Origin of the sequence: Mycobacterium sp., from assembly GCF_025965855.1 — a bacterium.
Classification (GTDB): domain Bacteria; phylum Actinomycetota; class Actinomycetes; order Mycobacteriales; family Mycobacteriaceae; genus Mycobacterium.
In genome coordinates this window covers 1-19,790 of record NZ_JAOPWB010000174.1, presented here as the reverse complement: position 1 = coordinate 19,790, position 19,790 = coordinate 1, and the positions used below count along the sequence as shown (strand labels likewise).

The following is a 19,790-nucleotide window of genomic DNA, read 5'->3' as shown; positions in this document are numbered from 1 at the left end:
AGAGCAGATTTCATGACAGAGCGTTTCGAACGCGGACGACGCCGGTTCGCCGAGGTGATGACGGTGCCCCCGCCTGACGATCCGAGCCCCACGACAACCAGCGGCCTGATCGAGTTCGTCTTCGCGGAAATCTGGTCGCGGCCGATCTTGAGCAGGAGGGATCGGCGTTTCGTCACGCTGCCCTGCGTCGCGGCCGCCGACGCCGAAGGACCTTTGCAGGATCACGTGTACGCGGCGCTCAACAGCGGCGACCTGACCATCACCGAGATGCGCGAAACCGTGCTGCATTTCGCGGTGTACGGCGGGTGGCCCAAGGCGTCGCGATTCAACATGGCGGTCGACGAGCAGTGGGAACGGATCCACCGCGAACGCGGCCAAACCGTGCCGCCACCCGAGGCGCTGCTACCCCTGGTCACGCCGAGCGATCCGGAGAGCCGGTTGGCCAGCGGGGAGCAATGCTTCAAGGCGGTCAACTGCCTGCCGTTCGCGCCGATCCGGGACGACCCCTACTCCGGCGCGGGGATCTTGAACTTCGTATTCGGCGAGATGTGGCTGCGGCCGGGGCTGGGAATGAAAGAGCGGCGCCTGGTGACCGTGGCCTGTGTCGCCATCCAGGACGCACCCATCCCGATCCTGAGCCACGTGTACGCCGCGCTCAAGAGCCGCGACATCTCCTTCGACGAGATGGACGAAGTGGCCCTGCATCTCGCCGCCTACTACGGCTGGCCCAAGGCCGCCCACCTCGGCCAGGTGATCGGCGAGCAGAAGCAGCGCGTCTCGGCCGAATGGCGCGGGGAAGCCGCCACGGCATGAACCCATCGTTGTCCGGCGGACTGCTGATAACCGGCGACCGCATCACCCGGTCTTCCGGCGGCACCCACCAGCACATCTACCCGGCCACCGGCCAACCCAACGCGGGCGTGCAGCTGGCCGGTGGCCCGGAGATCGACGAAGCGGTCGCCTCCGGGTTGGGTGCCCATCGAGAATGGATGTCGCTCACCGCCGATCGCCGGCGTGACCTGTTGATCGATCTGGCCGACGCAGTGCACGACAACCTCGACGAGCTGGCCCGGCTGAACGTGCACGACTACGCCGTCCCGATCTCCTTCGCCGGCAATGCAATCCTTCTCGAACGATTCCTGCGCCACTTCGCGGGCTACGTCGACAAACCGCACGGCATCAGCACGCCGGTGGCCGAATCGTGCGACGTCAACCTCGTCGAACGCGAGCCCTACGGCGTCGTCGGCGTCATCACACCGTGGAACGGCGCACTGGTGGTGATCGGCTCCTGCGTCGCTCCGGCGTTGGCCGCGGGCAACGCCGTCGTGCTGAAACCTTCGGAGGTGGCGCCGTTCGCCGCCCTGCGGTTCGGCGAGCTGTGCGTCGAGGCCGGCCTACCGGCCGGGCTGGTCAACGTGGTCCCCGCGGGACCCGAAGGCGGCGACGCCCTCGTCCGTCACCCCGGCATCCGCAAGGTTCACTTCACCGGCGGCGCGATGACCGCCCGCAAGGTCCTCGGGGCCGCGGCGGCGAACCTGACACCGGTGGTCGCCGAGCTCGGCGGCAAGTCGGCAAGCATCATCTTCGACGACGCCGACCTCGACGCGGCCGCGATGCTGTCGGCTCACCAGGGCCCGCTGATCCAGTCAGGACAGAGCTGCGCCTGCGCGAGCCGGGTCCTGGTCCACGAATCCGTCTACGACGCGTTCACCGAACGGTTCCTCGCCATCCTCAAAAGCGCCAAGGCGGGTGACCCGTTCGACCCCGGTGTGGTCTTCGGACCCGTGATCAGCCAGGCCGCCGCCGACCGCATCATCGCCGAAATCGACGAAGCGGTCAGCAACAAAGCAGGTGAATTGCTTACCGGCGGAGGCAGATTGGGCGGCGAGCTGGCGGCGGGTTACTACATCGAGCCGACCGTATTCGGCGGCGTGGACACCGCTTCTACGTTGGCCCGAACGGAGACCTTCGGTCCGGTCGTGTCGCTGATGAAGTTCGGCGACGAAGCGGAAGCGGTGCGCATTGCCAACGACACGTCCTACGGTTTGAACGCTTTCGTGCAGACACGCGACCTCACCCGAGCTCATCGAGTGGCGCGCCGGCTCGAGGCGGGCTCGGTGTGGATCAACACGTTCAGCGACATCTCGCCGCAGGGACCCTACGGCGGTTACAAGCAAAGCGGCTTCGGCCGCACCGGCGGCCTGGCGGGCCTCTATGAATTCCTGCAAGTCAAAAACATCCGAATCGGCATGAGCTGACAATCTAAGAGAGCCCGTGCGAGAGTTCCAGGATGGCTGGCAACGTCGCGGTGATCGGGGCGGGACCGGGCGGGCTCGTCGCGGCGCGTTGGCTGCTGTCGCAGGGATTCGAGCCGACGATCTTCGAGCAGTCACCAATGCTCGGCGGGCAGTGGACGGGACTGGACGGCCGAAGCGGCGTGTGGCCAAGCATGCATACGAACAGCAGTCGCGTCCTGACGGGCTTCAGCGACCTCGAGCACGAGACCGACCTTGTCTACCCGTCTAGCCGTGACATTCTCGACTATTTGCGTCGCTACGCCGAGACGTTCGGCCTCAGCGCGCGCATCCTGTTCGGGACTCGAGTCGAACTCATCAGACGAAACGGTGCCCGGTGGCTCGTTCGGCACGCCTTCGGAGAGGAAAGCTTCGAACGAGTAGTGGTCGCGAGCGGCAGGTTCCACGCCGCCGCCATTCCCCCTGTGCCAGGGCTTGAGACGTTCGCCGGCTCGGCGGGTGCGACGCCGACATACCAGTACCGAGGGCCCGCCGCCTATCAGGGCAAGCGCGTTCTCGTGGCAGGCTGCGCGATCAGCGCGCTCGAGATCGCGGCAGAACTCGCCCAACTCGGCGCGGCACGCGTCGTGGTGACCCAGCGGCGACAGAGGTACGTCCTGCCCAAGTTCGCCGCGGGAGTCCCTTCCGATCACCGGATCTATACGCGATACGGAACGCTGGCGAGCGAGACCCTGCAGGCAGCCGAGATCGACCGGCAACTGAAGGAGATCGTGCTCGCGGCAGGGGGGAGCCCCGAGCAGTACGGCGCGCCGGCGCCCGACCCGTCCCTCTCCGTGGCCGGGCTCACCCTCAACCAGCACTACTTGCCGCTGGTGGCGGAGGGCCGGATCGCGGTGCGTCCGTGGATGGAGTCGATCGCGGACACCACCGTTGCCTTCGCCGACGGCGACGCCGAGGAATTCGACGGGATTGTGTTCGGCACTGGATTCAACCTGTCTCTGCCATTTCTCCATGAAGACATCCGACGGATCCTCAACCTGGACCCGGTGCACATGGACGCCGACCGCTACACATTCCATCCCGACCTTCCGGGACTGGCCTTCATGGGCATGTGGGACCAGTCGGGCGGATACTTTGTGCCGCTTGAACTTCAAGCCAGGTGGATCGCGTACACATGGGGCAACACCATCGGTTCGCCTACCGAGAGCGATCAGCGATTGGCGATCAAGGCGTATCGCTCGCGGCGCGGGACGTCACAGAAGACGCGGATGAACCTGGTGGCCGTGACCTTCGCTCGAGCCGCCGGGGTCGAGCCGAACCTGGATAACTGGCCGCAGCTGCGGCGCGCCCTGTTGTTCGGTCCGCTGGCACCGAGTTGTTTTCGGCTCGAAGGCTCGGATGCGTTGGCCCAAGCGCAGACCCAGTTCGCGCGCGACGCCGCTACCTTCGGTGCGATCACGTCCAGCGAGCTGACTGAGCGGGAACGCAGCCATTGGTCGCTCGTGGAAGCGGCATCGACCGCGGCCGTTTAGATTCCGCACCCGGCAAGGGTTTAAGTCCCTACGCCAGTTTCGCGAACTCGGCCCGCAGCTCATCCAAACGTCGGAGCGTCTCGTCGCGAGGCTCGGTGGGCAGCTCCACCAAAACCTGCTCCACCCCGAGTTGAAGGTATCCCTCGAGTTCTTTCGCCGAGTGATTCCCCAAGTGGGAGGCGATCACCGGCACATCGTCGCCGGCGACGGCGCGCAGTTCCTTGAGCTGACCCGAGAGAACATCCGCCGACGGACTCATGGAAAGCCAGCCTGCGTTGAGCCGGGCGATGCGCTTGAAGCTCGCCGGCCCGCCACCGAGATACAGCGGCGGGTACGGCTTCGTCATCGGTTTGGGCCAGCTGTAGATCGGGTCGAAGTTCACGAATTCGCCGTGGAATTCGGCTTTCTCCTGCTTCCAGATCTCGATCATCGCGCGCAGCCGTTCATCCACCACACGTCCGCGCACGCCCGGATCGACGCCATGGTTGGCGATCTCTTCGCGCAACCAGCCCACCCCCACGCCGAACCGGAATCGCCCCTGCGACACCAGATCAAGCGAGACCACCTCCTTGGCCGTCAGGATGGGATCTCGCTGCGGCATCAACGCGATTCCGGTGCCCACCACGAGTTCCTGAGTCGCGACCGCCGCCGCCGTCAACGCCACGAACGGATCCAGCGTCCGGTAGTACTTCCGCGGAATCGGGCCGCCCATCGGATACGGCGTCTTAGCGTCGACCGGAATGTGCGAGTGCTCGGCGAGGAACAGGGACCCGAACCCGCGCTGCTCGAGTCCCTGGCCCAACTCCACCGGGCCGATTCCCTCGTCGGTAATGAAAGTCAGGACACCGAACCGCATGCTCGCTCCCATCGTCGCCTGACAACATTACGGCCCGCCCGTCAGCGCGCCGGCGTCTCCCCACCCGCCGCGGCCCGGCGGGTCGCGCCCCAAAGCCCAACGCCGATACCGACGACGGCACCGCCGAGGCCGATAAGTCGTTGCGAGGGCTTCAACTGGTCATGCACGCTCATCCCGCCGAGCAGGTCGGCCGCGTCGGCACCGCCGGACGCAAGAAACCAGCCGCGGGTGTCCTTGCCGCGCAGCGCCGCCGCCGCGAGCAGGCCGCCGATCAACGCATCGCGATAGCCCATGGAACGCAGCAGCAGTCGCGCCGTCGGCGTCGGCTCGTCGGGATCGCCCCACAACCGGTTCGCCCGGAGCGGGTCGACGAGAAAGGAGACGCCAGAGGCGAGTCGGATGCTGCCCGCGAGGAGTGCGGCCCGGTCAATTGACATGGCCCGCAGCTTAGAGCGCATCACCCCCGACCACTAGCAATAGCTCGTCAGCCGCCGGCCGCGGAAGTGAACCATAGTTCACTGAAAGTGTTGTTTTCAGATAACGGCTTTCCGGCGACCGGGCCCAGAAAAGTTACGGTCCGGCAATCGACGTCGGCAAACATGTTCCCCCGACACGCAATTTGCCACATCGCCCTTTACGCGCCGGAAACAACCCAGTCAACACGTCGGCGACCAGGCACGAGTGCTTGAGGTTCATCGCGAGCGAAACAATTGTGCATTCGCTCGAACGCCTGTCCGCCAACACCACCGCGGCTCTGGCGCGCGTCCGCCGACCACCTGGCCGGCGCGGTGTTTTCGAAAGCGGGTGTATTCGTACGACAAGCGGATTATTTTGATTAGCTATGACGGGACAGGGGGAACCGGTCGCACGTCGGCAGCAATACGTCAACTTTCCGGTCACGCCACGACGCAAAAAACTTGCGCCCGACCCCGACGTGCGCCGCGCCATCGTGGATGCAGCGTCGAAATCGGTTCGCGAGCAGGGGGTTCGAGGGCTCAGCGTCGCCGCGGTGCTGGAACGCGCGCAGCTGAGCACCCGCGCGTTCTACCGGCACTTCGAATCGAAGGACCACCTGGTTGCGGCGGTCTTCCTCGAGATGACGCGCGACGAGGTGGTGCGGCTGAAAACAAGGATGTCGGAAGCCACCGACCCGGTTGCGGCGGTCGCCGCCTGGATCGACGGACGACTGGACCTCGCATTCGACGAGGACATCAAGGCGGAACTGCGCCAGGTGTCGCTGGAGGCCCAGTCGAAGGTGTTCTCCGCTCCCGAGATGGTCACGCCCGCATACGGTGCGATTCTCGAGCCGCTCATCGAGCAGCTCCAGCGCGGCCTGGAACTTGGCGTGTTCAAGGACATCGTCCCCGCCGTCGCGGCCAAGTCGATACACGGCGTCGTATGGGCCGGCACCCAGCGGCAGTGGGCAACGAACCATTGGGACCGCAACGACGTCCGCGACCGCGCGGTGCGGTTCTGCCTGCGCGGGCTCGGCGTGGCGCCACACACGATCGAACAAGTCACCGCCGCGGGTTAGGTGGCGCGCAGTGGAAGCACCAATTTCACTCGTCCGACAATTAAAAGTTTCCGCGGGCGGTTCGGGTGGGTAACTACGCACCTATGAAACAGCTGTATAACCGGCCACCCTAATCTGACGCCCATGACCATCCCCTTAACGCGACGACGGAACAAGCTCGCTCCCGACCCCGACGTGCGGTGCGCTATCTTGGCCGCCGCATCTAACTCCATGCACGATCACGGGGTCCAGGGGCTCAGCGTCGCTGCCGTGCTGCAACGCGCGCAGCTGAGCACCCGCGCCTTCTACCGGCACTTCGACTCGAAGGATCAGTTGGTTGCGGCGGTCTTTCTGGAGCTGGCCCGCATGGAAACGCAACGGTTGAGAGGAAAAATGGCGAATACCGCCAACCCGGTCGAAGCGGTCGTCGCCTGGGTCGATGGGCGACTCGAACTCGCATTCGGCGAGAACACCGAATCGGGTGTGCGCCGCCTATCCCTGGAGGCTCACTCGACAGCGTTGTCCTCCCCGGAGATGGTTGGACCCGTATACGGCGCGATACTCGACCCGCTCATCGAGCAGCTCGAGCGCGGCCTCGAACTTGGCGTCTTTCAAGACATCGTTCCGGCGACCGCGGCGAAATCGATTCACGGCGTCGTGTGGGCGGGCACGCAGCGGCAGTGGGCAACACATCGTTGGGACCGCACGGTGGTTCGCGAACGCGCGCTGCGGTTCTGCCTGCGTGGACTGGGCGTAGCGCCCCACACGATCGAACGAGTCACCGCGATCGACGCACCCACGGGTTAACCGCGAGCCCTCATTACGTGGCCGGGCACGCATCGGCGATCTGGATCGAAGCCGGCCACAACGCCGCCGTCAAGCCGAAGGCCGCGACGTCGGAGGCTGCCGGGAATACGTTTGCCAGTCGCGCCTGAATTCGCTGCGTCTCCTCGGTGTGCACGACCGCCCAGACGAAGCCGATGGACAGGTATGGGATCGCGAGCCACAGCGCCATCTCGATCAGCGCCCCGACGCTGACCTCGTATTGCAGCACGCGCCGAAGCAAATCCATCGCGCGCTCGATTCGGCCTCCGGAAACGTCCCCGGCGTCCATGTCGGCGTCGTGGTCACGCGAGACTGACATAACGCGCACTCCCCATCAAGCACCCGAGCTATGTGAGGTTCTCACAATCGCTCTGCTATGACTACCATGACCGTCATGGCCGAGCCGTCCCCGGCTGCCGACGAAACGTTCGGACTCAACCGTGCCGAGACGGTTGCCGTACCGAATCACGCAGCTTCCGATGAAGCCGATCGCACGTCCCCGCGCGACTATGACGACGACGTCCAGGGGGAACCGCCGGCCGACCGCCAATCATGGAGCGCCACTTGGCGTAAAGCCGGCGCGCTACTGCTGGGCGGTCTGGGGCTGGCGGGCGCGATCGTGCTGGCTTTTTGGCTGTTCAGCCCGTCCTCCAAGGGTCCGCAGCCGGCCACGCCGAAGGGGGCGACGACGACTTCGTCCGCGCCGGCGACGCCGTCGGCCTCGGCCGGCGGGCCGTCGGCCATCGTGTCCACGCCGGATCAGGACAACAAGTACGTGCAGGACCTGAACGACCATGGCATCTCGTTCGCCAATCCCGAGGCAGCCATTCACAACGGCAAGGTGGTGTGCGACGACATCCGCCAGGGGATGACGGTGCAACAGATCGTCGGGGCGTTTCGTACGAGCAATCCGGGGCTCGATGCCGATACCTACGTGACGATCTCGGTTCACACGTACTGCCCGCAAAACGCCAACCTGGTTGGCCCGGTGTCCTAGCGCGGCGCGTTGACGATTGTCTTGCTTGGGTATCGCGAAGGGCGCCGGCGATACGATCGACCCACCGTCTAGGCGGATTCGAGCTAGCCACGGATCGCATACGCCGCCCGGGACCTGTACGGACCGCCGCCACCGTGACAGACTTCGACATCGGCCATGGACGTGTCGTTGAGCCCCGGAGCGCAAACGGTGCGATATTGATTGGACTTGGGGTTGTCTGGGGTTGCCGGGCCTGGGGTCGGCGCATTCCGGGAAGCGCGAGCGCCCTTGGCGACCATCCGGGGGTCAGAGGAGGCGGCGCATGACTGTCGAGGGCCGCGGTGTCCGGACCGGATCGGTGCCCCATCACAAACCAGGGTCGGGGAGTCAAACCAGGCAGACGCCGGTAGGGGTCCTCATCGCGGCCGCGGGTCTCGCGGTAGCCGCCCTGGCGGGTCTCATATCCGTGGGTGTGTACTTGTCACGAGATAAGAGTGCGATGTCGCCGGGTCCGCAAACGGTGACGATCAGTGCGTCAAGCGCGGCGACGGGCCCGGCCGACGGGGCGGACGCTCAATTCCTGTCCACGCTGGACAGTTACGGCATCACGGACAACGGCAAGGCGGCCATCCGTCAGCGGTTCATGGAGCTGGGCCACCACAGCTGCTTCCTGATGTTGCCGCCGCGGCCAGAGCCACTCGAGTCCACGGTGAACAACATCCTGGCCGCACAGAATCAGGACATCGCGGTGGGCAATGCGTGGCCGAAGCGATTCACTCACGACGACGCTGTGCATTTGGCGCAGGCCGCCGTCGTCGCATACTGCCCGGGTGCGGCGAAGTAGGAGCGCCGCCCGTGCCAGACCGGCCCGATGGACACCCGGTTTTCGTCGACCGCCGTCAGTTGCTCCGGCTGGCCGGCAGCGTCGGCTTGGCGTCCGTGGTCGGCACCTGCTCGAGTGCGACGCGAATGGACGTTGCCTCGGCGTCAGAGATCGGCCCGACGCCACAATCGCCCGGGCCCATAACTTCGAACGCCACCTCGGCACAGATGCTCTGCCGAGAGGCCTGGGGCGCGCAACCTGCCCGCTCCGGAGGTAAGCTCCACACCATCACCCGTATGACCCTGCACCACGAGGCCGTGGTCCTCGGCGACAACCGCAATGGCCCAGGCCACCTCCGATCCGACCAGCGATACCACCAAGACCAGCTAGGATGGATCGACATCGCGTATCACGTCGGCGTCGACCGCAATGGCGACATTTACGAACTGCGGAGCACCGAAATCGCAGGAGACACTGCGACGGACTACAACACGACGGGCCACTTCCTAGTCCTGTGCGAAGGAGACTTCGACCAAGAGGCGGTCTCGGAGGCCCAACTTCACGGAGCCGCCGTCGCATTCGCCTGGGCCGCTCAGAACTTTCGCGTCGCGAGCGACACACTGGCGGGCCATCGCGACCTGGCCCAGACTTCTTGCCCGGGTGCGAACCTCTATGCCCATCTCTCCTCGGGCGACCTCAGGCGGCGCATCGACGATCTGCTGGCCGCTGGCCGGGTCGACCTCCAGCGCTTTTGCGGACCCGACGCTGCCGCAAGAGTCGCGGCCATCGAGGCGGGCAACTGACCAGGGTTAGCTTTAAACGTCGTAGTACAGCGCGAATTCGTAGGGTGTCGGCCGGAGGTTGAACGGCGCAATCTCGTAATCGCGCTTGTAATTGATCCACGTCTCGATCAGGTCCGGCGTGAAAACGCTTCCCTCGGTGAGGTATTCGCTGTCTTCCTCCAGACGGTCGATCACCGCGGACAGCTGAGTAGGGGCCTGCGGGATCTCCGCGGCCTCTTCTGGCGGCAGCTCGTAGAGGTCCTTGTCGATCGGGGGTGGCGGTTCGATCTTGTTCCTGATGCCGTCCAGCCCGGCCATTAACATGGCCGCGAACGAAAGATACGGGTTGCCCGACGAGTCGGGGCAACGGAACTCCAGCCGCTTGGCCTTCGGGTTGCTGCCGGTGATCGGGATGCGCACACACGCCGAGCGGTTGCGCTGGCTGTAAACCAGGTTGATCGGGGCCTCGTAGCCCGGAACCAGGCGCTTGTAGGAGTTGACCGTGGGGTTGGTGAAGGCCAGCAATGAGGGTGCGTGGTACAGCAACCCGCCGATGTAGTGGCGGGCGGTGTCCGACAGGCCGGCGTATCCCGTCTCGTCGTACATCAGCGGGACGCCGTCCTTCCACAGCGACTGGTGGCAGTGCATACCGGAGCCGTTGTCGCCGAACAGCGGCTTGGGCATGAATGTCACCGTCTTGCCGGCCTGCCATGCGGTTTGCTTGACGATGTACTTGTACATCTGATGGTCGTCGGCCGCATGCAGCAATGTGTTGAATTTATAATTGATCTCGGCCTGGCCGCCACTGCCGACCTCGTGGTGGCCCTTCTCCAGAGAAAAGCCGGCATTGGTCAGGTGGGTGAGAATCTCGTCGCGCAGGTCGACGTAGTGGTCGGTGGGGGCTACCGGGAAGTACCCGCCCTTGGGGCGGACCTTGTAGCCGAGGTTGGGGCTTCCGTCGGACTCGGTCTCCTCTCCGGTGTTCCACCAACCGGATGTCGCGTCCACCTTGTAGAACGATCCGTTGATGCTCGAGTCGAAGCTCACCGAGTCGAAGATGTAGAACTCGGCCTCCGGGCCGAAGTAGGCGGTGTCCGCGATGCCGGAGCTGATCAGGTAGTTCTCGGCCTTGCGGGCAACGTTGCGCGGGTCGCGCGAGTAGACCTCGAGGGTGAACGGGTCGTGCACGAAGAAGTTCACGTTCAGTGTCTTGTGAATACGGAACGGGTCGATGGTAGCGGTTTCCGGGTCGGGAAGCAGAAGCATGTCGGACTCGTGGATCGATTGAAACCCGCGAATTGAGGAGCCGTCGAAGGCCAAGCCTTCCTCGAAAACGTTCTCATCGAAGACGTAAATCGGAATCGTGAAGTGCTGCATGGTGCCTGGCAGATCGCAGAACCGGACGTCGACATACTCAATGTTCTGGTCCTTGGCGAGTTTGAAGATATCGTCGGGCGTCTTTTCGGACACGGAATGCTCCTTTGCTTCGGCGGGGCGCCCGGCAGACCTCGCCAGTGTCAAGACTTTTCACGTGGGTAGCAGAGGCGCCAGGGTTTTGTACACCTCGACTATTTCGTCCGCGTGACGAGCCCGAGTCGAACCTGTTGCACCTAGACGACGCCGCTTCCAATAAGCGACTCCGCCTGCGGGACATCGCTGTTGACTTCCCGAATCCGCCCCCTCCGGTGGCACTAACCGACACAGTGCCCGATAGTCATATGAACCAGTGGGCGTACGCGTCAGCAGAGATGGGAGCCTTTATGCCGGACAACACAAAACCACCCTGGTAACACCCGCGAAATGGGCGAGATCTTTCAATTCCATCGCGAAATCATCGTCAGCGGTGACGACGCGCTGTCGAAGACGATCGCCGAGGAGCTAAGGGGCGCAGGCGCGCGGATAATCAAGGTCAATACCGCCGCCGATCTCCTCGGTGCCGGGGTGCATCGCGCACGCGCCGTCGTCTGCGCCGGCCCTAATGACGCGGTAAATCTCGAAATTGCATTGCTGGCAAGGGAATACAGCCCGAATGTCCGCGTCGTGGCACGTCTGGCCAACGACGTGCTGCGCCGAGCGGTGGCCGCCGTAAACGGCCCCGGTGCGGTCCTGGACGTCGCCGACCTCGCGACTCCATCCCTTGTCGAGGCGGTTCTGTCGCGTAACGCGCACCAGTTCGAGACGGCCGGTATCGAATTCGTCGTCTGGGGAGCCGAGGCGCCGTACGACGCGACTCTGCGCAAGATCTACGCCGACCTGGCACCGGTCGCGGTGCTCCACGGCAAGAACTCACCTACTCCCGGTCAGGTGGTGCCGTGTCCGGGACGGGATCTGCAGGTCTACGCCGGCGACTGGACGTCGATGATCGGCGTCAAAGACGAACTGGAAGCCCGCGGGATCACCGTGCCTCCCCCGACCGCGACGCGCTCTCGACACTCCCGAGTGCGGCGCGCAGTCGATGCCGCGCGCGCCATGCGCGAGGACGTAAACCCCATGCTGCTTCCCTCGTTGGCATTCGCGCTATTCCTCACGCTCGGCTCGACAGCCGCCGTGCACTTCACCTACCAGAACCCGCGGATGTCGTGGATCGACGCACTGTACTTCGCCTCCGAGACGATTACGACCGTGGGCTATGGCGATTTCAGCTTCGCCCAGCAATCCACTTCCCTGCGACTGTTCGCTGTCGCGTTGATGTTCGGCGGCGCGAGCGTTACCGCCATCCTCGTCGCGTTCCTTGCGGACCTGCTGCTGTCGCGCCGCTTTGTGCAGACGGCCGGGCTGCGAAGGGCACGCCATATGCGCGAGCACGTTGTCGTTGTCGGACTTGGTTCAATTGGCGTCCGCGTCGTCAGTGATCTGACCGCTGCCGGATACGACGTCCTGGTCATCGAGCCGGACGAGGACAACCGCTTCCTGCCGACCGTGGCCGAACTGGATGTGCCGGTGATCTTCGGAGATTCAACGATGCGCCAGACGCTGGAATCCGCGCGCGTCGATCGCGCCCGCGGAGTGGCGGTGGTGACCCAGGACGACATGGAGAACATCGAGACCGGGATCGTCTTGCTCGAGATCTTGGGATCCGATACCAAGGTGCCGATTGTCATGCGGGTGCAAGGCCGCGCGCTGGGAACCGCGGTGAATCGGCGGTTCGGTTTCGAAAACGTGCGGTCGATCGTCGACCTGGCGGCTCCCTGGTTCATTGGCGCGGCGATGGGCCTCCAGGTGCTGGGGACGTTTTGGGTCGGGCAGCGCTCCTTCATGGTCGGCGGAATGCTGGTGGCGGCGGGCAGCGAGCTAGATGGACTGCGAATGGTGGAACTGTCTACCCAAACGCGCGTCATCGCGATCACTCGACCGGAAGGGCCGGTCAGGTTACGCCCCCGCCGCGACGCCCGACTGAAAGCCGGCGACACCGTCTACCTCATCGGTCCTTACCGCGAGCTGATCGCGACGCTGCGCAAGGGCCAGCCTCCACCGCTGACCGCGATCAACGGTGAGCGGGCGGCGACGCTGGCAGCGGCGCGTTCGTCGCACAGGCCCGATGCACGCCCGCCGAGATGGGCACCGGACCCGGACGCTTGACGAACCCATTCGACGTGCTCATTCTTGCGGGCTTGAGTGCCAGTACTCCGGTCCGTTCATTTCGAGAATGCCGTCGTGGGCGATGGGAAAATATTTCTCGATGCGGCGGCGCACCGATTCAAGAAATTGATTAGTTGTCGGAAAATCGACCGGCAACTTATCTTTCATGATTTCCTCGAGCGGAACGCCTTGCCGAATGGCGAACCTGGGAAGGTATTGCCACTTCCCAGACGAATCGTATTGACCAAACACGTTAAGGGCGTTGAGCGGAGCAATCATGCAATTGATCGAACCGTCTCGTGTTGAGTCGTAGACCTGGATCTTGCAATCGTTTGAGCGGAAGAACACGACGGAGCCCTTCCGGCCGCCTTCGTCTACATCACCGTCGTACTCGTCTAGCTGGAAGCCAAGTTCGTTCAACAGGGGTTCGACAATAGACCTGACTCCGGCCAAGAACTCTTGCGTCATCACCGCCCACCCATAATCCGCACCCACGCGTTTCCGACTTGCCGATAGCCATACTCCTCCGCGTTGCTCTTCAAGAACGCGATTTCTTTGGCGGAGAAAGAATCCGCATCCAGCGCCAAGACCTCTTCTACACTACTAAATTCTTGTGACAAACGGTATTCGATGCGGGGCACGCCGTTCTCCATCTGGCCGCGGAGGAAATTTTCGTTGACTTGCCACGCGAGACCGTTGGCTTCGGGCTTCGTGAGCCCATAGGTCATGGCATCCCAGATTGGGTTGCCGGTATCGAAATAGATTCCGCCCTGGCCTCTAGCGTCGCCGATGTAGCCAGCTTCCTGGCCGTCGAACTTCCCCAGGACTACTCGGTCTGGATTGTCACCGATGTAGTGAGTCGACATTTCAGCGAGTTGCCCGCTGAGGCCCGTGGTGGGCTCTCCGTGCACGAACGCGGAATAGAGATCTTGCCCCGCTTGACCTGCAAACGGCTGATAGGCCACGGGGTTATCGAAGCCGATCGGTACATGCGGCAAATGCGTTGGACCGTAATCAATTGCGGCGGCTGCATCAATATCGGCCAGTCGGCCAACGCCTGCTCCTTCGCCGCCGAAGAGCAGCCCGGGCAGGGCGAAGGCGCCGTCGGAGGCTTTGCCCCCCAAGTAGTAGGCCGGGCTCGGTGAGTCAAACGCGTTTTTGATTTCCCCGATCGCCGCACCGAGCGAGTTTTGCACGGTCTCGACGGTGCCCTTAAGCATCTGCTGCCATGACTCGAGCACGCCGGGCGCTCCGGGGCCTCCTACCCCGAGAAGGTTATGGATGCTCTGTTCGGTTGCAAACCATCGGTCAGCGAATCCTTCGCCGAATCCCGGCGGTGGCGGGGGCTTTGGCTCGGGGGCAACGTAGTTCGGCATCCCGTTGTCGATCCACTGCTGAGTGCGGCCCACGATGTCGTAGAGGCGCGCCTCGACCTGCTCCGGCGGCACACCATCCCGGATCATGGATTGGCGGGCCACCGCCTTGAAGCTCTCTACGTCTGCGGGTTTCAGTTGCGGCAGGGCACCGGCGACGCCGGCAGGCAACAGCATGTCTTGCAACGACGGTGGCTTGCCCCCAGCGCCCGCGGGAACTGGCGGACCCTTCGGCGGGGTACCGTCTGGCCCAACATCCGCGGCGCCAGCAGGCAACAGCATGTCTTGCAACGTCCGCGGCTGACCCCCGCCGGCAGGCTTGGGCCCGCCTTGCGGTGGTGGGCCACCGCCTGGCGGAGGTCCGCTGGCATCCAACGCAACTTCGCCCACGGCACCGCGGACGGCGGTGGCAAGCTCCTGGTCGGCGTTGTGGGCATGCGCCTTCACAGCGTTGAGCTGGTCCTGCAACAGCTGCTGCTTTGCGGCAAACTCTTTGGGATTGCGACCAATCCCGGTGTTGCCCACGTCTATTCGCCAATCGGGCGTGATGGTCCAGCCGTTAGCATCAGCGGCCCGCTCGACGTCATCCAGCTCGCGCTTGCATGCGCGCACGTCCGCCTCGGCGCGCGACACCGCCGCGGCTACCTGCCTGGACTCCTGACCGTCTGCCTCGATGTCGCGGCGAGCCTTGCCCAAATCGGTGCGAAACGCCTCCCCAGCTTCCCCTTGCCAGTCGCTGAAAACGTTGTGGACCTGCTGCAGGTTCTCCCCAAACCGCTGCAAGGTATTGGCGCGCCCGCTGGCCGTCTCGAACACCTGCTGGATCGCGCCGAGATCCCAACGCTTGACGTCATATAGGGTCAACGACCCCACCCGTTACCCCTACTCCCGCAGCGACCGAAAGCTTGCGCCGACTCCTCCTCGTTGGTGACGTAGCGGAACATCGCCTCGGCCACGTGGGACCCCAAACCGTCGACCTGGACCTTGTGGTGGTCGTGCCGGACCTCCCACCGTGCCGCCAGCTCAGCCAACGCCAGCTGCGATGATCCGATCCAGCCCGCGGCGGCCTCGGCCAGCCCGTCCTCATGGCTCACGAAATCCACCGCGGCCTCACCGACCGCGTTGAACATGTCGTTGCTGCCAAGGTGCAGTGCGACGGGATCGGCCTTCAGCTCATAGGCCGCGATGGTCCCCCCTTCTGGCGTTGCGCTCTGAATGCTAGCCCGGTCAAGGGGCCCGCGCCCTTCACCTTTTGCGATCAACCGCTTCGCCGATGAGCTCGCCGGGGCCAGTACAACGAGTTCTGTCCGCGGTAGCGTTGGCACCGGACTGGTCCAGGGAAACCGTTTTTCGCAGCGGCCTTGGAGAGATGGAAGCAAGCGGTGAGGACTCATCCCGAGTGACGCCCTTCGAGCGGCCGTGCGCCGTGCTGGCGGAAATGCTCGCAGCGGGTCTCGTGCTGGTGCACTGCGCCGCCGCGCCGCCGCCGCATGCGGCCACACCATCACCGTCGGCTGCGCCGGCATCGTCGGCCGCCGCGTCGTCGTCGGCGAGCGCGCCGCCAGCACCTGCCGGTGCGACCGTGGAGCCGCTCACTGCCGCCGAACTCGGCGCGAGCTGGCGGCCGGGTTGTCCCGTCGAACCGGAGCAGCTGCGACGGGTCGGCGTTGACCACATCGGTTTCGACGGCCAGACCCACCGCGGCGAGCTGATCGTGTACGAGGACTTGGTGCCGGAGGTCATCGCCATCTTCGAGCAGCTTTACCGACTGGGCTATCCCGTCGAGAAGATCCGCACGGTCGACCACTACTCGGACGCTGATGATGAGTTGTCGATGGAGGACAACAACACGTCGGCGTTCAATTGCCGACTCATCCCGGGAACCGATCAATGGTCTCCACACGCTTACGGGCGGGCTATCGATCTCAATACGCTTCTCAACCCGTGCCTCTACGCGAGCGGGTATTTCGAACCGCAGAACGCGGCGGCCTACCTGGACCGCAGCCGCACCGACCCCGGACTCTTACACAACGGCGACCCGGCCGTGCGCGCCTTCACAGACCGTGGCTGGCGGTGGGGTGGCGAATGGACCGCTCCCCTCGACTATCAACACTTCGAGCGGCCCTGAGCATCGTGGCCGACGGCGCACCGTGCTAAAGACCCAACGCCTGCGCCGCCGCCGTCGCCACCTCACCTCGCAAATCCGAGATCGGTGGACTGCCTCGCGTATGGATCGAGTTCGTGAGCAGAACTACATAGGTCTCTGAACGTGGATCTAGCCAAATCGAGGTTCCGGTAAAGCCGGTGTGGCCAAAGCTCCCGATGGGAAAGACCGCGCCTCGCGGCATGGAGAGGGGCGTATCGATATCCCAGCCAAAGCCGCGCAGGTTGTGCCCCGCGATCGCCGGATAGTGCGGAGCGAGCTGCGGATGTGTTGTTTTCGACCTCTTTGCGACGGCCGCCCGGGCGGCATCGTTCGCCGCTTGGAGCTGTTGAGCCGTATGGCCAGGCTGCTGGGGACTCGTCATCAACTCCAAAGTCGTTTGTGTCAGCGGAAATTCGCTGGGACGGCCCGCAAGCCGATCGAGCAACGCCTGCGCAAAGATGCTGACATCGTGCGCCGTGGAGAACACGCCGGCATGCCCGGCCACTCCGCCCATGCGCCGTGCCGTCGTGTCCTGCACGGTGCCCCGAAGCAGGTAATCAAGATCGGGATTTTTGCCCGGGTCGGCTCTGCCCTCTTCATCACGTGCTGTCGGTGCGATGCGCGGCAAGAGACCCGTGCTCCACGTGCCTGCGGGACACGCGTCCCCCACTTGCCCTGTTGACGCGGAAGCCCACCCGATCGCGGCCCCCCTGACCGTATGCGGACCGCACGCTTTGGCCGGCGGGAGATAGCGGGTGTCTTCCATGCCAAGCGGCGCGAACACGTGTTCCTGGACGTAGACGTCTTCCGCCTCGCCTGTGACTCCCTCAATTAGCGCGCCAAGCAGAATGAAGTTGATATCCGAATAGCGGAAACCCTCACCAGGACTCGACTCCAGCGGCGTCGTGAGCGCGCGATGAATGCCTTCCGCTTTGTCGGCTCCGCCCAGTCCCCATGGGTCTTTGAGTTCGACGTCTCCCGTCTCGCCTGAAGTGTGCGTAAGCAACATGCGAATGGTCACCTTTGCACGACGTGGATCGTTCGCCGTGTTGAAGTCAGGCAAATACTGCTGCACGGAATCGTCGAACTGAACCTTGCCTTGTTCGTAAAGCTGCATGACGGCGGTCGCCGTTGCGAGGCTTTTCGTCAACGACGCCAAGTCGAAGATCGTGTCCTCGCTCATCGGCTCTGCAGGCGCAGGCGATCCATCCAGTCCGGGTTCGCCCGCAAGCTTGCGCGAGCCATAAGCCTGGTGGAAGGCGACGTTGCCACCGTGCCCGATCACCACCACGGCGCCTGGCAGCCGATTTGCCGCAATCGCGTCATTGATCAGCTTGGAGACTGTTGCGAAGTCAAATGCGGGAGCCGCATCGGGCGGCTTGGAGACTGTTGTGAAGTCGGGTGCGGGAGGCGCAGCCGGCGCTTGCGTTGGCTGCGAACTGTCGCTTACCGCTGGGTGCGATGCATGGCCCCGCCAGCAAGCCGCGACGAGTGCAAGCACGACGGCTACCACGGCAATGGCCTTTCGCTTACCGAAGGCGAAGCTGCTAAGCAAGCTGTCGACGTTCACGTCATTCCGCATGTGGTGGTCCCGCCGTGATGCTGGCTCCGGCGGAGCGACTTGTCAAGCGGAGGGGGTCTACGGCAGATCGTCGGCGCCGCTGCAGATTTCATCGCGGCACATGCCCAGTGAGCGCGTCCCGCACGCGCCCGCGTGCCCGGTCGAGCCGAACTGCGGCCTCGGCCACGTCGAAGCCCCCGAGCAGCGCCACTATCGCGGTCTTGGCGTGACCGCCCGCGGCGGCCAGCGCCGCGATCGCGGTCTCCTCGTCGACGCAGGCCGCGTCGCGGACGATCCGCACGGCGCGGCGCCGCAGCTTGGCGCTGGTTGTCCGAACGTCGACCATCCGCGGTCCGTAGGCCTTGCCGAGCCCGATCATGACACTGGTCGAAAGCGCGTTGAGCACGACCTTTTGTGCCGTCCCCGCAGTCAGCCGCGTGGAGCCGGCGAGCACCTCCGATCCGGTCAGCAACTCGATCACCACGTCGGCGAACGCCTCGCTGCCCGAGTTGTTGACGATCGCGACCGTCAGCGCGCCCGCCGCGCGTGCATGCTCGAGCGCCCCAAGCACGTACGGCGTTCGGCCTGACGCCGTGATCCCGACGAGCGCGTCGGCGGCGGTCAGATCGGCGAGATCGGCGGTGTCGAACGCGTCCTCCGCGCCCTCGATCGCCTCGGTCAATGCCGCGCTTCCGCCGGCGATTACGCCGCGCACGAGGTCGGTGCCGAACGTTGGCCCGCACTCAGCCGCGTCGAGCACTCCCAGCCGCCCGGGCGTCCCGGCACCGGCATAGATCAAACGGCCTCCCCGCTCGAGCCGCCCGACGATGGCCTCGGCCGCCGCCGCGATTCGCGGAACCGCCGCCGCAACCGCGCCGTGCGCCTCGCCCTCGGCGGCGACGAGCAGCGCCACCACCTCGCCGATAGGCCTCAGGTCGAGGTCGTCGAGGTCGGGCCGCACGGCCTCGGTGGCGAGCTCATCGAGCCCCTGCCGGGCGGCGGCCGCCCGCACACGGATCACGTGCGGCTCGTGAATCGCGCCGAGCCGCAGCGCGCCGTCAAGCGCGTCGCCGGCGGCCGGGACGAGGTCGAGCCGCTGGCGCAGCGCCTCCACCCCCGCCAGGCCACCGACCATCGCGAGCGGGCCAGCCCCGGCCGCACGGGCGGTCGCGGCGAGTGACTCGGCGGCAGCGCTGACAATCGCCAACGCCACGGCGTCGTCTTCCGCAGCGAGGACGTCGGGCGCGAACGACGCGAGCGCCGCGGCGTCGGTGAGCTGCGCCGGCCAGGTTTTCGGCGCGCCGAATCGGGTGCGGGCTGCTTCTAGCAGCGCGGTGGACGGGCCGCGGCCGTCGTGGGCGCGCAGCGCCGCGCGCAGGCCGGCGGCGCCGATCCACGCGCCGCCACCCTCGTCGCCCAGCCACGGGCCCCAGCCGTCGGCGGTTCGCAGCGCGCCATCCGCGCCGATCGCCAGCGCCACGACTCCGGTGCCCGCGATCAGCACGACGCCCGGCTCCCCGTCCAGCGCGCCCGCGTGAGCAATGACGCCGTCGCTGGTCACCGCGACCC

At 65.1% G+C, this 19,790-nt stretch carries 19 protein-coding genes; 10 read left to right on the top strand and 9 right to left on the bottom strand.

Going from position 1 to position 19,790, the window contains the following annotated elements; all coding sequences use genetic code 11:
* Nucleotides 1-12 precede the first annotated feature (12 nt).
* The 3 genes from JWP83_RS14180 to JWP83_RS14170 are packed head-to-tail and all read left to right on the top strand — an operon-like array spanning nucleotide 13 to nucleotide 3,787.
* Nucleotides 13-813: a carboxymuconolactone decarboxylase family protein gene (locus tag JWP83_RS14180; RefSeq protein WP_297730878.1), complete on the top strand. Its 801-nt coding sequence runs from the start codon at nucleotides 13-15 to the stop codon at nucleotides 811-813.
* On the top strand, nucleotides 810-2,258 hold the full coding sequence (locus JWP83_RS14175; RefSeq protein ID WP_297730875.1) for an aldehyde dehydrogenase family protein: 1,449 nt from the start codon (nucleotides 810-812) through the stop codon (nucleotides 2,256-2,258). Before JWP83_RS14180 ends, JWP83_RS14175 begins: the two co-directional genes overlap by 4 nt.
* Before the next feature lie 32 nt (nucleotides 2,259-2,290).
* Complete coding sequence (locus JWP83_RS14170; RefSeq protein WP_297730872.1) at nucleotides 2,291-3,787, top strand: FAD-dependent oxidoreductase; 1,497 nt, start codon at nucleotides 2,291-2,293, stop codon at nucleotides 3,785-3,787.
* A gap of 28 nt (nucleotides 3,788-3,815) precedes the next feature.
* Here JWP83_RS14170 and JWP83_RS14165 read toward each other — a convergent pair whose 3' ends face one another.
* On the bottom strand, nucleotides 3,816-4,643 hold the full coding sequence (locus JWP83_RS14165; protein WP_297730870.1) for an LLM class F420-dependent oxidoreductase: 828 nt from the start codon (nucleotides 4,641-4,643) through the stop codon (nucleotides 3,816-3,818).
* Nucleotides 4,644-4,684: 41 nt separating this feature from the next.
* Entirely contained in the window at nucleotides 4,685-5,080 is a 396-nt protein-coding gene (locus JWP83_RS14160) for a DUF4267 domain-containing protein (protein WP_297730867.1), read from the bottom strand.
* 404 nt (nucleotides 5,081-5,484) lie between these two features.
* Here JWP83_RS14160 and JWP83_RS14155 point away from each other — a divergent pair, with 404 nt between their 5' ends.
* Nucleotides 5,485-6,177, top strand: coding sequence for a TetR/AcrR family transcriptional regulator (locus JWP83_RS14155; RefSeq protein ID WP_297730864.1), 693 nt, complete (start codon nucleotides 5,485-5,487; stop codon nucleotides 6,175-6,177).
* A gap of 123 nt (nucleotides 6,178-6,300) precedes the next feature.
* A complete protein-coding gene (locus JWP83_RS14150) occupies nucleotides 6,301-6,963 on the top strand; it encodes a TetR/AcrR family transcriptional regulator (protein ID WP_297730861.1) in 663 nt (220 codons plus the stop codon).
* 13 nt (nucleotides 6,964-6,976) lie between these two features.
* On the opposite strand, the gene JWP83_RS14145 is transcribed toward JWP83_RS14150, so the two are convergent.
* Nucleotides 6,977-7,270, bottom strand: coding sequence for a hypothetical protein (locus tag JWP83_RS14145; RefSeq protein WP_297730945.1), 294 nt, complete (start codon nucleotides 7,268-7,270; stop codon nucleotides 6,977-6,979).
* A 105-nt stretch (nucleotides 7,271-7,375) separates the two neighbouring features.
* Between JWP83_RS14145 and JWP83_RS14140 the strand changes: the two genes are divergently transcribed.
* The 3 genes from JWP83_RS14140 to JWP83_RS14130 all read left to right on the top strand — a co-directional run bounded on the left by JWP83_RS14140 (nucleotide 7,376) and on the right by JWP83_RS14130 (nucleotide 9,583).
* Complete coding sequence (locus JWP83_RS14140) at nucleotides 7,376-7,978, top strand: DUF732 domain-containing protein (RefSeq protein WP_297730858.1); 603 nt, start codon at nucleotides 7,376-7,378, stop codon at nucleotides 7,976-7,978.
* 301 nt (nucleotides 7,979-8,279) lie between these two features.
* Complete coding sequence (locus JWP83_RS14135; RefSeq protein WP_297730855.1) at nucleotides 8,280-8,801, top strand: DUF732 domain-containing protein; 522 nt, start codon at nucleotides 8,280-8,282, stop codon at nucleotides 8,799-8,801.
* Nucleotides 8,802-9,076: 275 nt separating this feature from the next.
* Nucleotides 9,077-9,583 (top strand): N-acetylmuramoyl-L-alanine amidase, encoded by a 507-nt coding sequence (locus tag JWP83_RS14130; protein WP_297730852.1) that lies wholly within the window; start codon nucleotides 9,077-9,079, stop codon nucleotides 9,581-9,583.
* Between the two features lie 12 nt (nucleotides 9,584-9,595).
* Here JWP83_RS14130 and glnA read toward each other — a convergent pair whose 3' ends face one another.
* Nucleotides 9,596-11,032 carry a type I glutamate--ammonia ligase gene (gene glnA, locus JWP83_RS14125; RefSeq protein ID WP_297730850.1) on the bottom strand — a complete coding sequence of 479 codons (1,437 nt, stop codon included), beginning with the start codon at nucleotides 11,030-11,032 and terminating at the stop codon, nucleotides 9,596-9,598.
* Between the two features lie 330 nt (nucleotides 11,033-11,362).
* Between glnA and JWP83_RS14120 the strand changes: the two genes are divergently transcribed.
* Nucleotides 11,363-13,141, top strand: a complete 1,779-nt coding sequence (locus tag JWP83_RS14120) for an NAD-binding protein (RefSeq protein ID WP_297730848.1) — start codon at nucleotides 11,363-11,365, stop codon at nucleotides 13,139-13,141.
* A gap of 18 nt (nucleotides 13,142-13,159) precedes the next feature.
* On the opposite strand, the gene JWP83_RS14115 is transcribed toward JWP83_RS14120, so the two are convergent.
* From JWP83_RS14115 to JWP83_RS14105, 3 genes are read right to left on the bottom strand one after another with little or no spacing between them, the layout of a single operon-like run.
* Nucleotides 13,160-13,609 (bottom strand): hypothetical protein, encoded by a 450-nt coding sequence (locus tag JWP83_RS14115; protein ID WP_297730846.1) that lies wholly within the window; start codon nucleotides 13,607-13,609, stop codon nucleotides 13,160-13,162.
* The gene (locus JWP83_RS14110; protein WP_297730844.1) at nucleotides 13,609-15,387 is read right to left on the bottom strand and encodes a hypothetical protein; all 1,779 of its coding nucleotides are present in this window, start codon (nucleotides 15,385-15,387) and stop codon (nucleotides 13,609-13,611) included. Before JWP83_RS14110 ends, JWP83_RS14115 begins: the two co-directional genes overlap by 1 nt.
* Entirely contained in the window at nucleotides 15,375-15,776 is a 402-nt protein-coding gene (locus tag JWP83_RS14105; protein ID WP_297730842.1) for a hypothetical protein, read from the bottom strand. Before JWP83_RS14105 ends, JWP83_RS14110 begins: the two co-directional genes overlap by 13 nt.
* Nucleotides 15,777-15,952: 176 nt before the next feature.
* Between JWP83_RS14105 and JWP83_RS14100 the strand changes: the two genes are divergently transcribed.
* Nucleotides 15,953-16,642: a M15 family metallopeptidase gene (locus tag JWP83_RS14100; protein ID WP_297730943.1), complete on the top strand. Its 690-nt coding sequence runs from the start codon at nucleotides 15,953-15,955 to the stop codon at nucleotides 16,640-16,642.
* 25 nt (nucleotides 16,643-16,667) lie between these two features.
* On the opposite strand, the gene JWP83_RS14095 is transcribed toward JWP83_RS14100, so the two are convergent.
* Nucleotides 16,668-18,173, bottom strand: coding sequence for a serine hydrolase (locus JWP83_RS14095; protein ID WP_297730941.1), 1,506 nt, complete (start codon nucleotides 18,171-18,173; stop codon nucleotides 16,668-16,670).
* Nucleotides 18,174-18,330: 157 nt separating this feature from the next.
* A partial coding sequence (locus JWP83_RS14090) for an N-acetylmuramic acid 6-phosphate etherase (protein WP_297730840.1) occupies nucleotides 18,331-19,790 on the bottom strand: 1,460 nt, incomplete at its 5' end.

Bases quoted from the DNA above. Each gene is read 5' to 3' on its own strand.
- JWP83_RS14180 (WP_297730878.1), top strand. From the start codon at position 13: ATGACAGAGCGTTTCGAACGCGGACGACGCCGGTTCGCCGAGGTGATG.
- JWP83_RS14175 (WP_297730875.1), top strand. From the start codon at position 810: ATGAACCCATCGTTGTCCGGCGGACTGCTGATAACCGGCGACCGCATC.
- JWP83_RS14170 (WP_297730872.1), top strand. From the start codon at position 2,291: ATGGCTGGCAACGTCGCGGTGATCGGGGCGGGACCGGGCGGGCTCGTC.
- JWP83_RS14165 (WP_297730870.1), bottom strand. From the start codon at position 4,643: ATGCGGTTCGGTGTCCTGACTTTCATTACCGACGAGGGAATCGGCCCG.
- JWP83_RS14160 (WP_297730867.1), bottom strand. From the start codon at position 5,080: ATGTCAATTGACCGGGCCGCACTCCTCGCGGGCAGCATCCGACTCGCC.
- JWP83_RS14155 (WP_297730864.1), top strand. From the start codon at position 5,485: ATGACGGGACAGGGGGAACCGGTCGCACGTCGGCAGCAATACGTCAAC.
- JWP83_RS14150 (WP_297730861.1), top strand. From the start codon at position 6,301: ATGACCATCCCCTTAACGCGACGACGGAACAAGCTCGCTCCCGACCCC.
- JWP83_RS14145 (WP_297730945.1), bottom strand. From the start codon at position 7,270: ATGGACGCCGGGGACGTTTCCGGAGGCCGAATCGAGCGCGCGATGGAT.
- JWP83_RS14140 (WP_297730858.1), top strand. From the start codon at position 7,376: ATGGCCGAGCCGTCCCCGGCTGCCGACGAAACGTTCGGACTCAACCGT.
- JWP83_RS14135 (WP_297730855.1), top strand. From the start codon at position 8,280: ATGACTGTCGAGGGCCGCGGTGTCCGGACCGGATCGGTGCCCCATCAC.
- JWP83_RS14130 (WP_297730852.1), top strand. From the start codon at position 9,077: ATGACCCTGCACCACGAGGCCGTGGTCCTCGGCGACAACCGCAATGGC.
- JWP83_RS14120 (WP_297730848.1), top strand. From the start codon at position 11,363: ATGGGCGAGATCTTTCAATTCCATCGCGAAATCATCGTCAGCGGTGAC.
- JWP83_RS14115 (WP_297730846.1), bottom strand. From the start codon at position 13,609: ATGACGCAAGAGTTCTTGGCCGGAGTCAGGTCTATTGTCGAACCCCTG.
- JWP83_RS14100 (WP_297730943.1), top strand. From the start codon at position 15,953: ATGCTCGCAGCGGGTCTCGTGCTGGTGCACTGCGCCGCCGCGCCGCCG.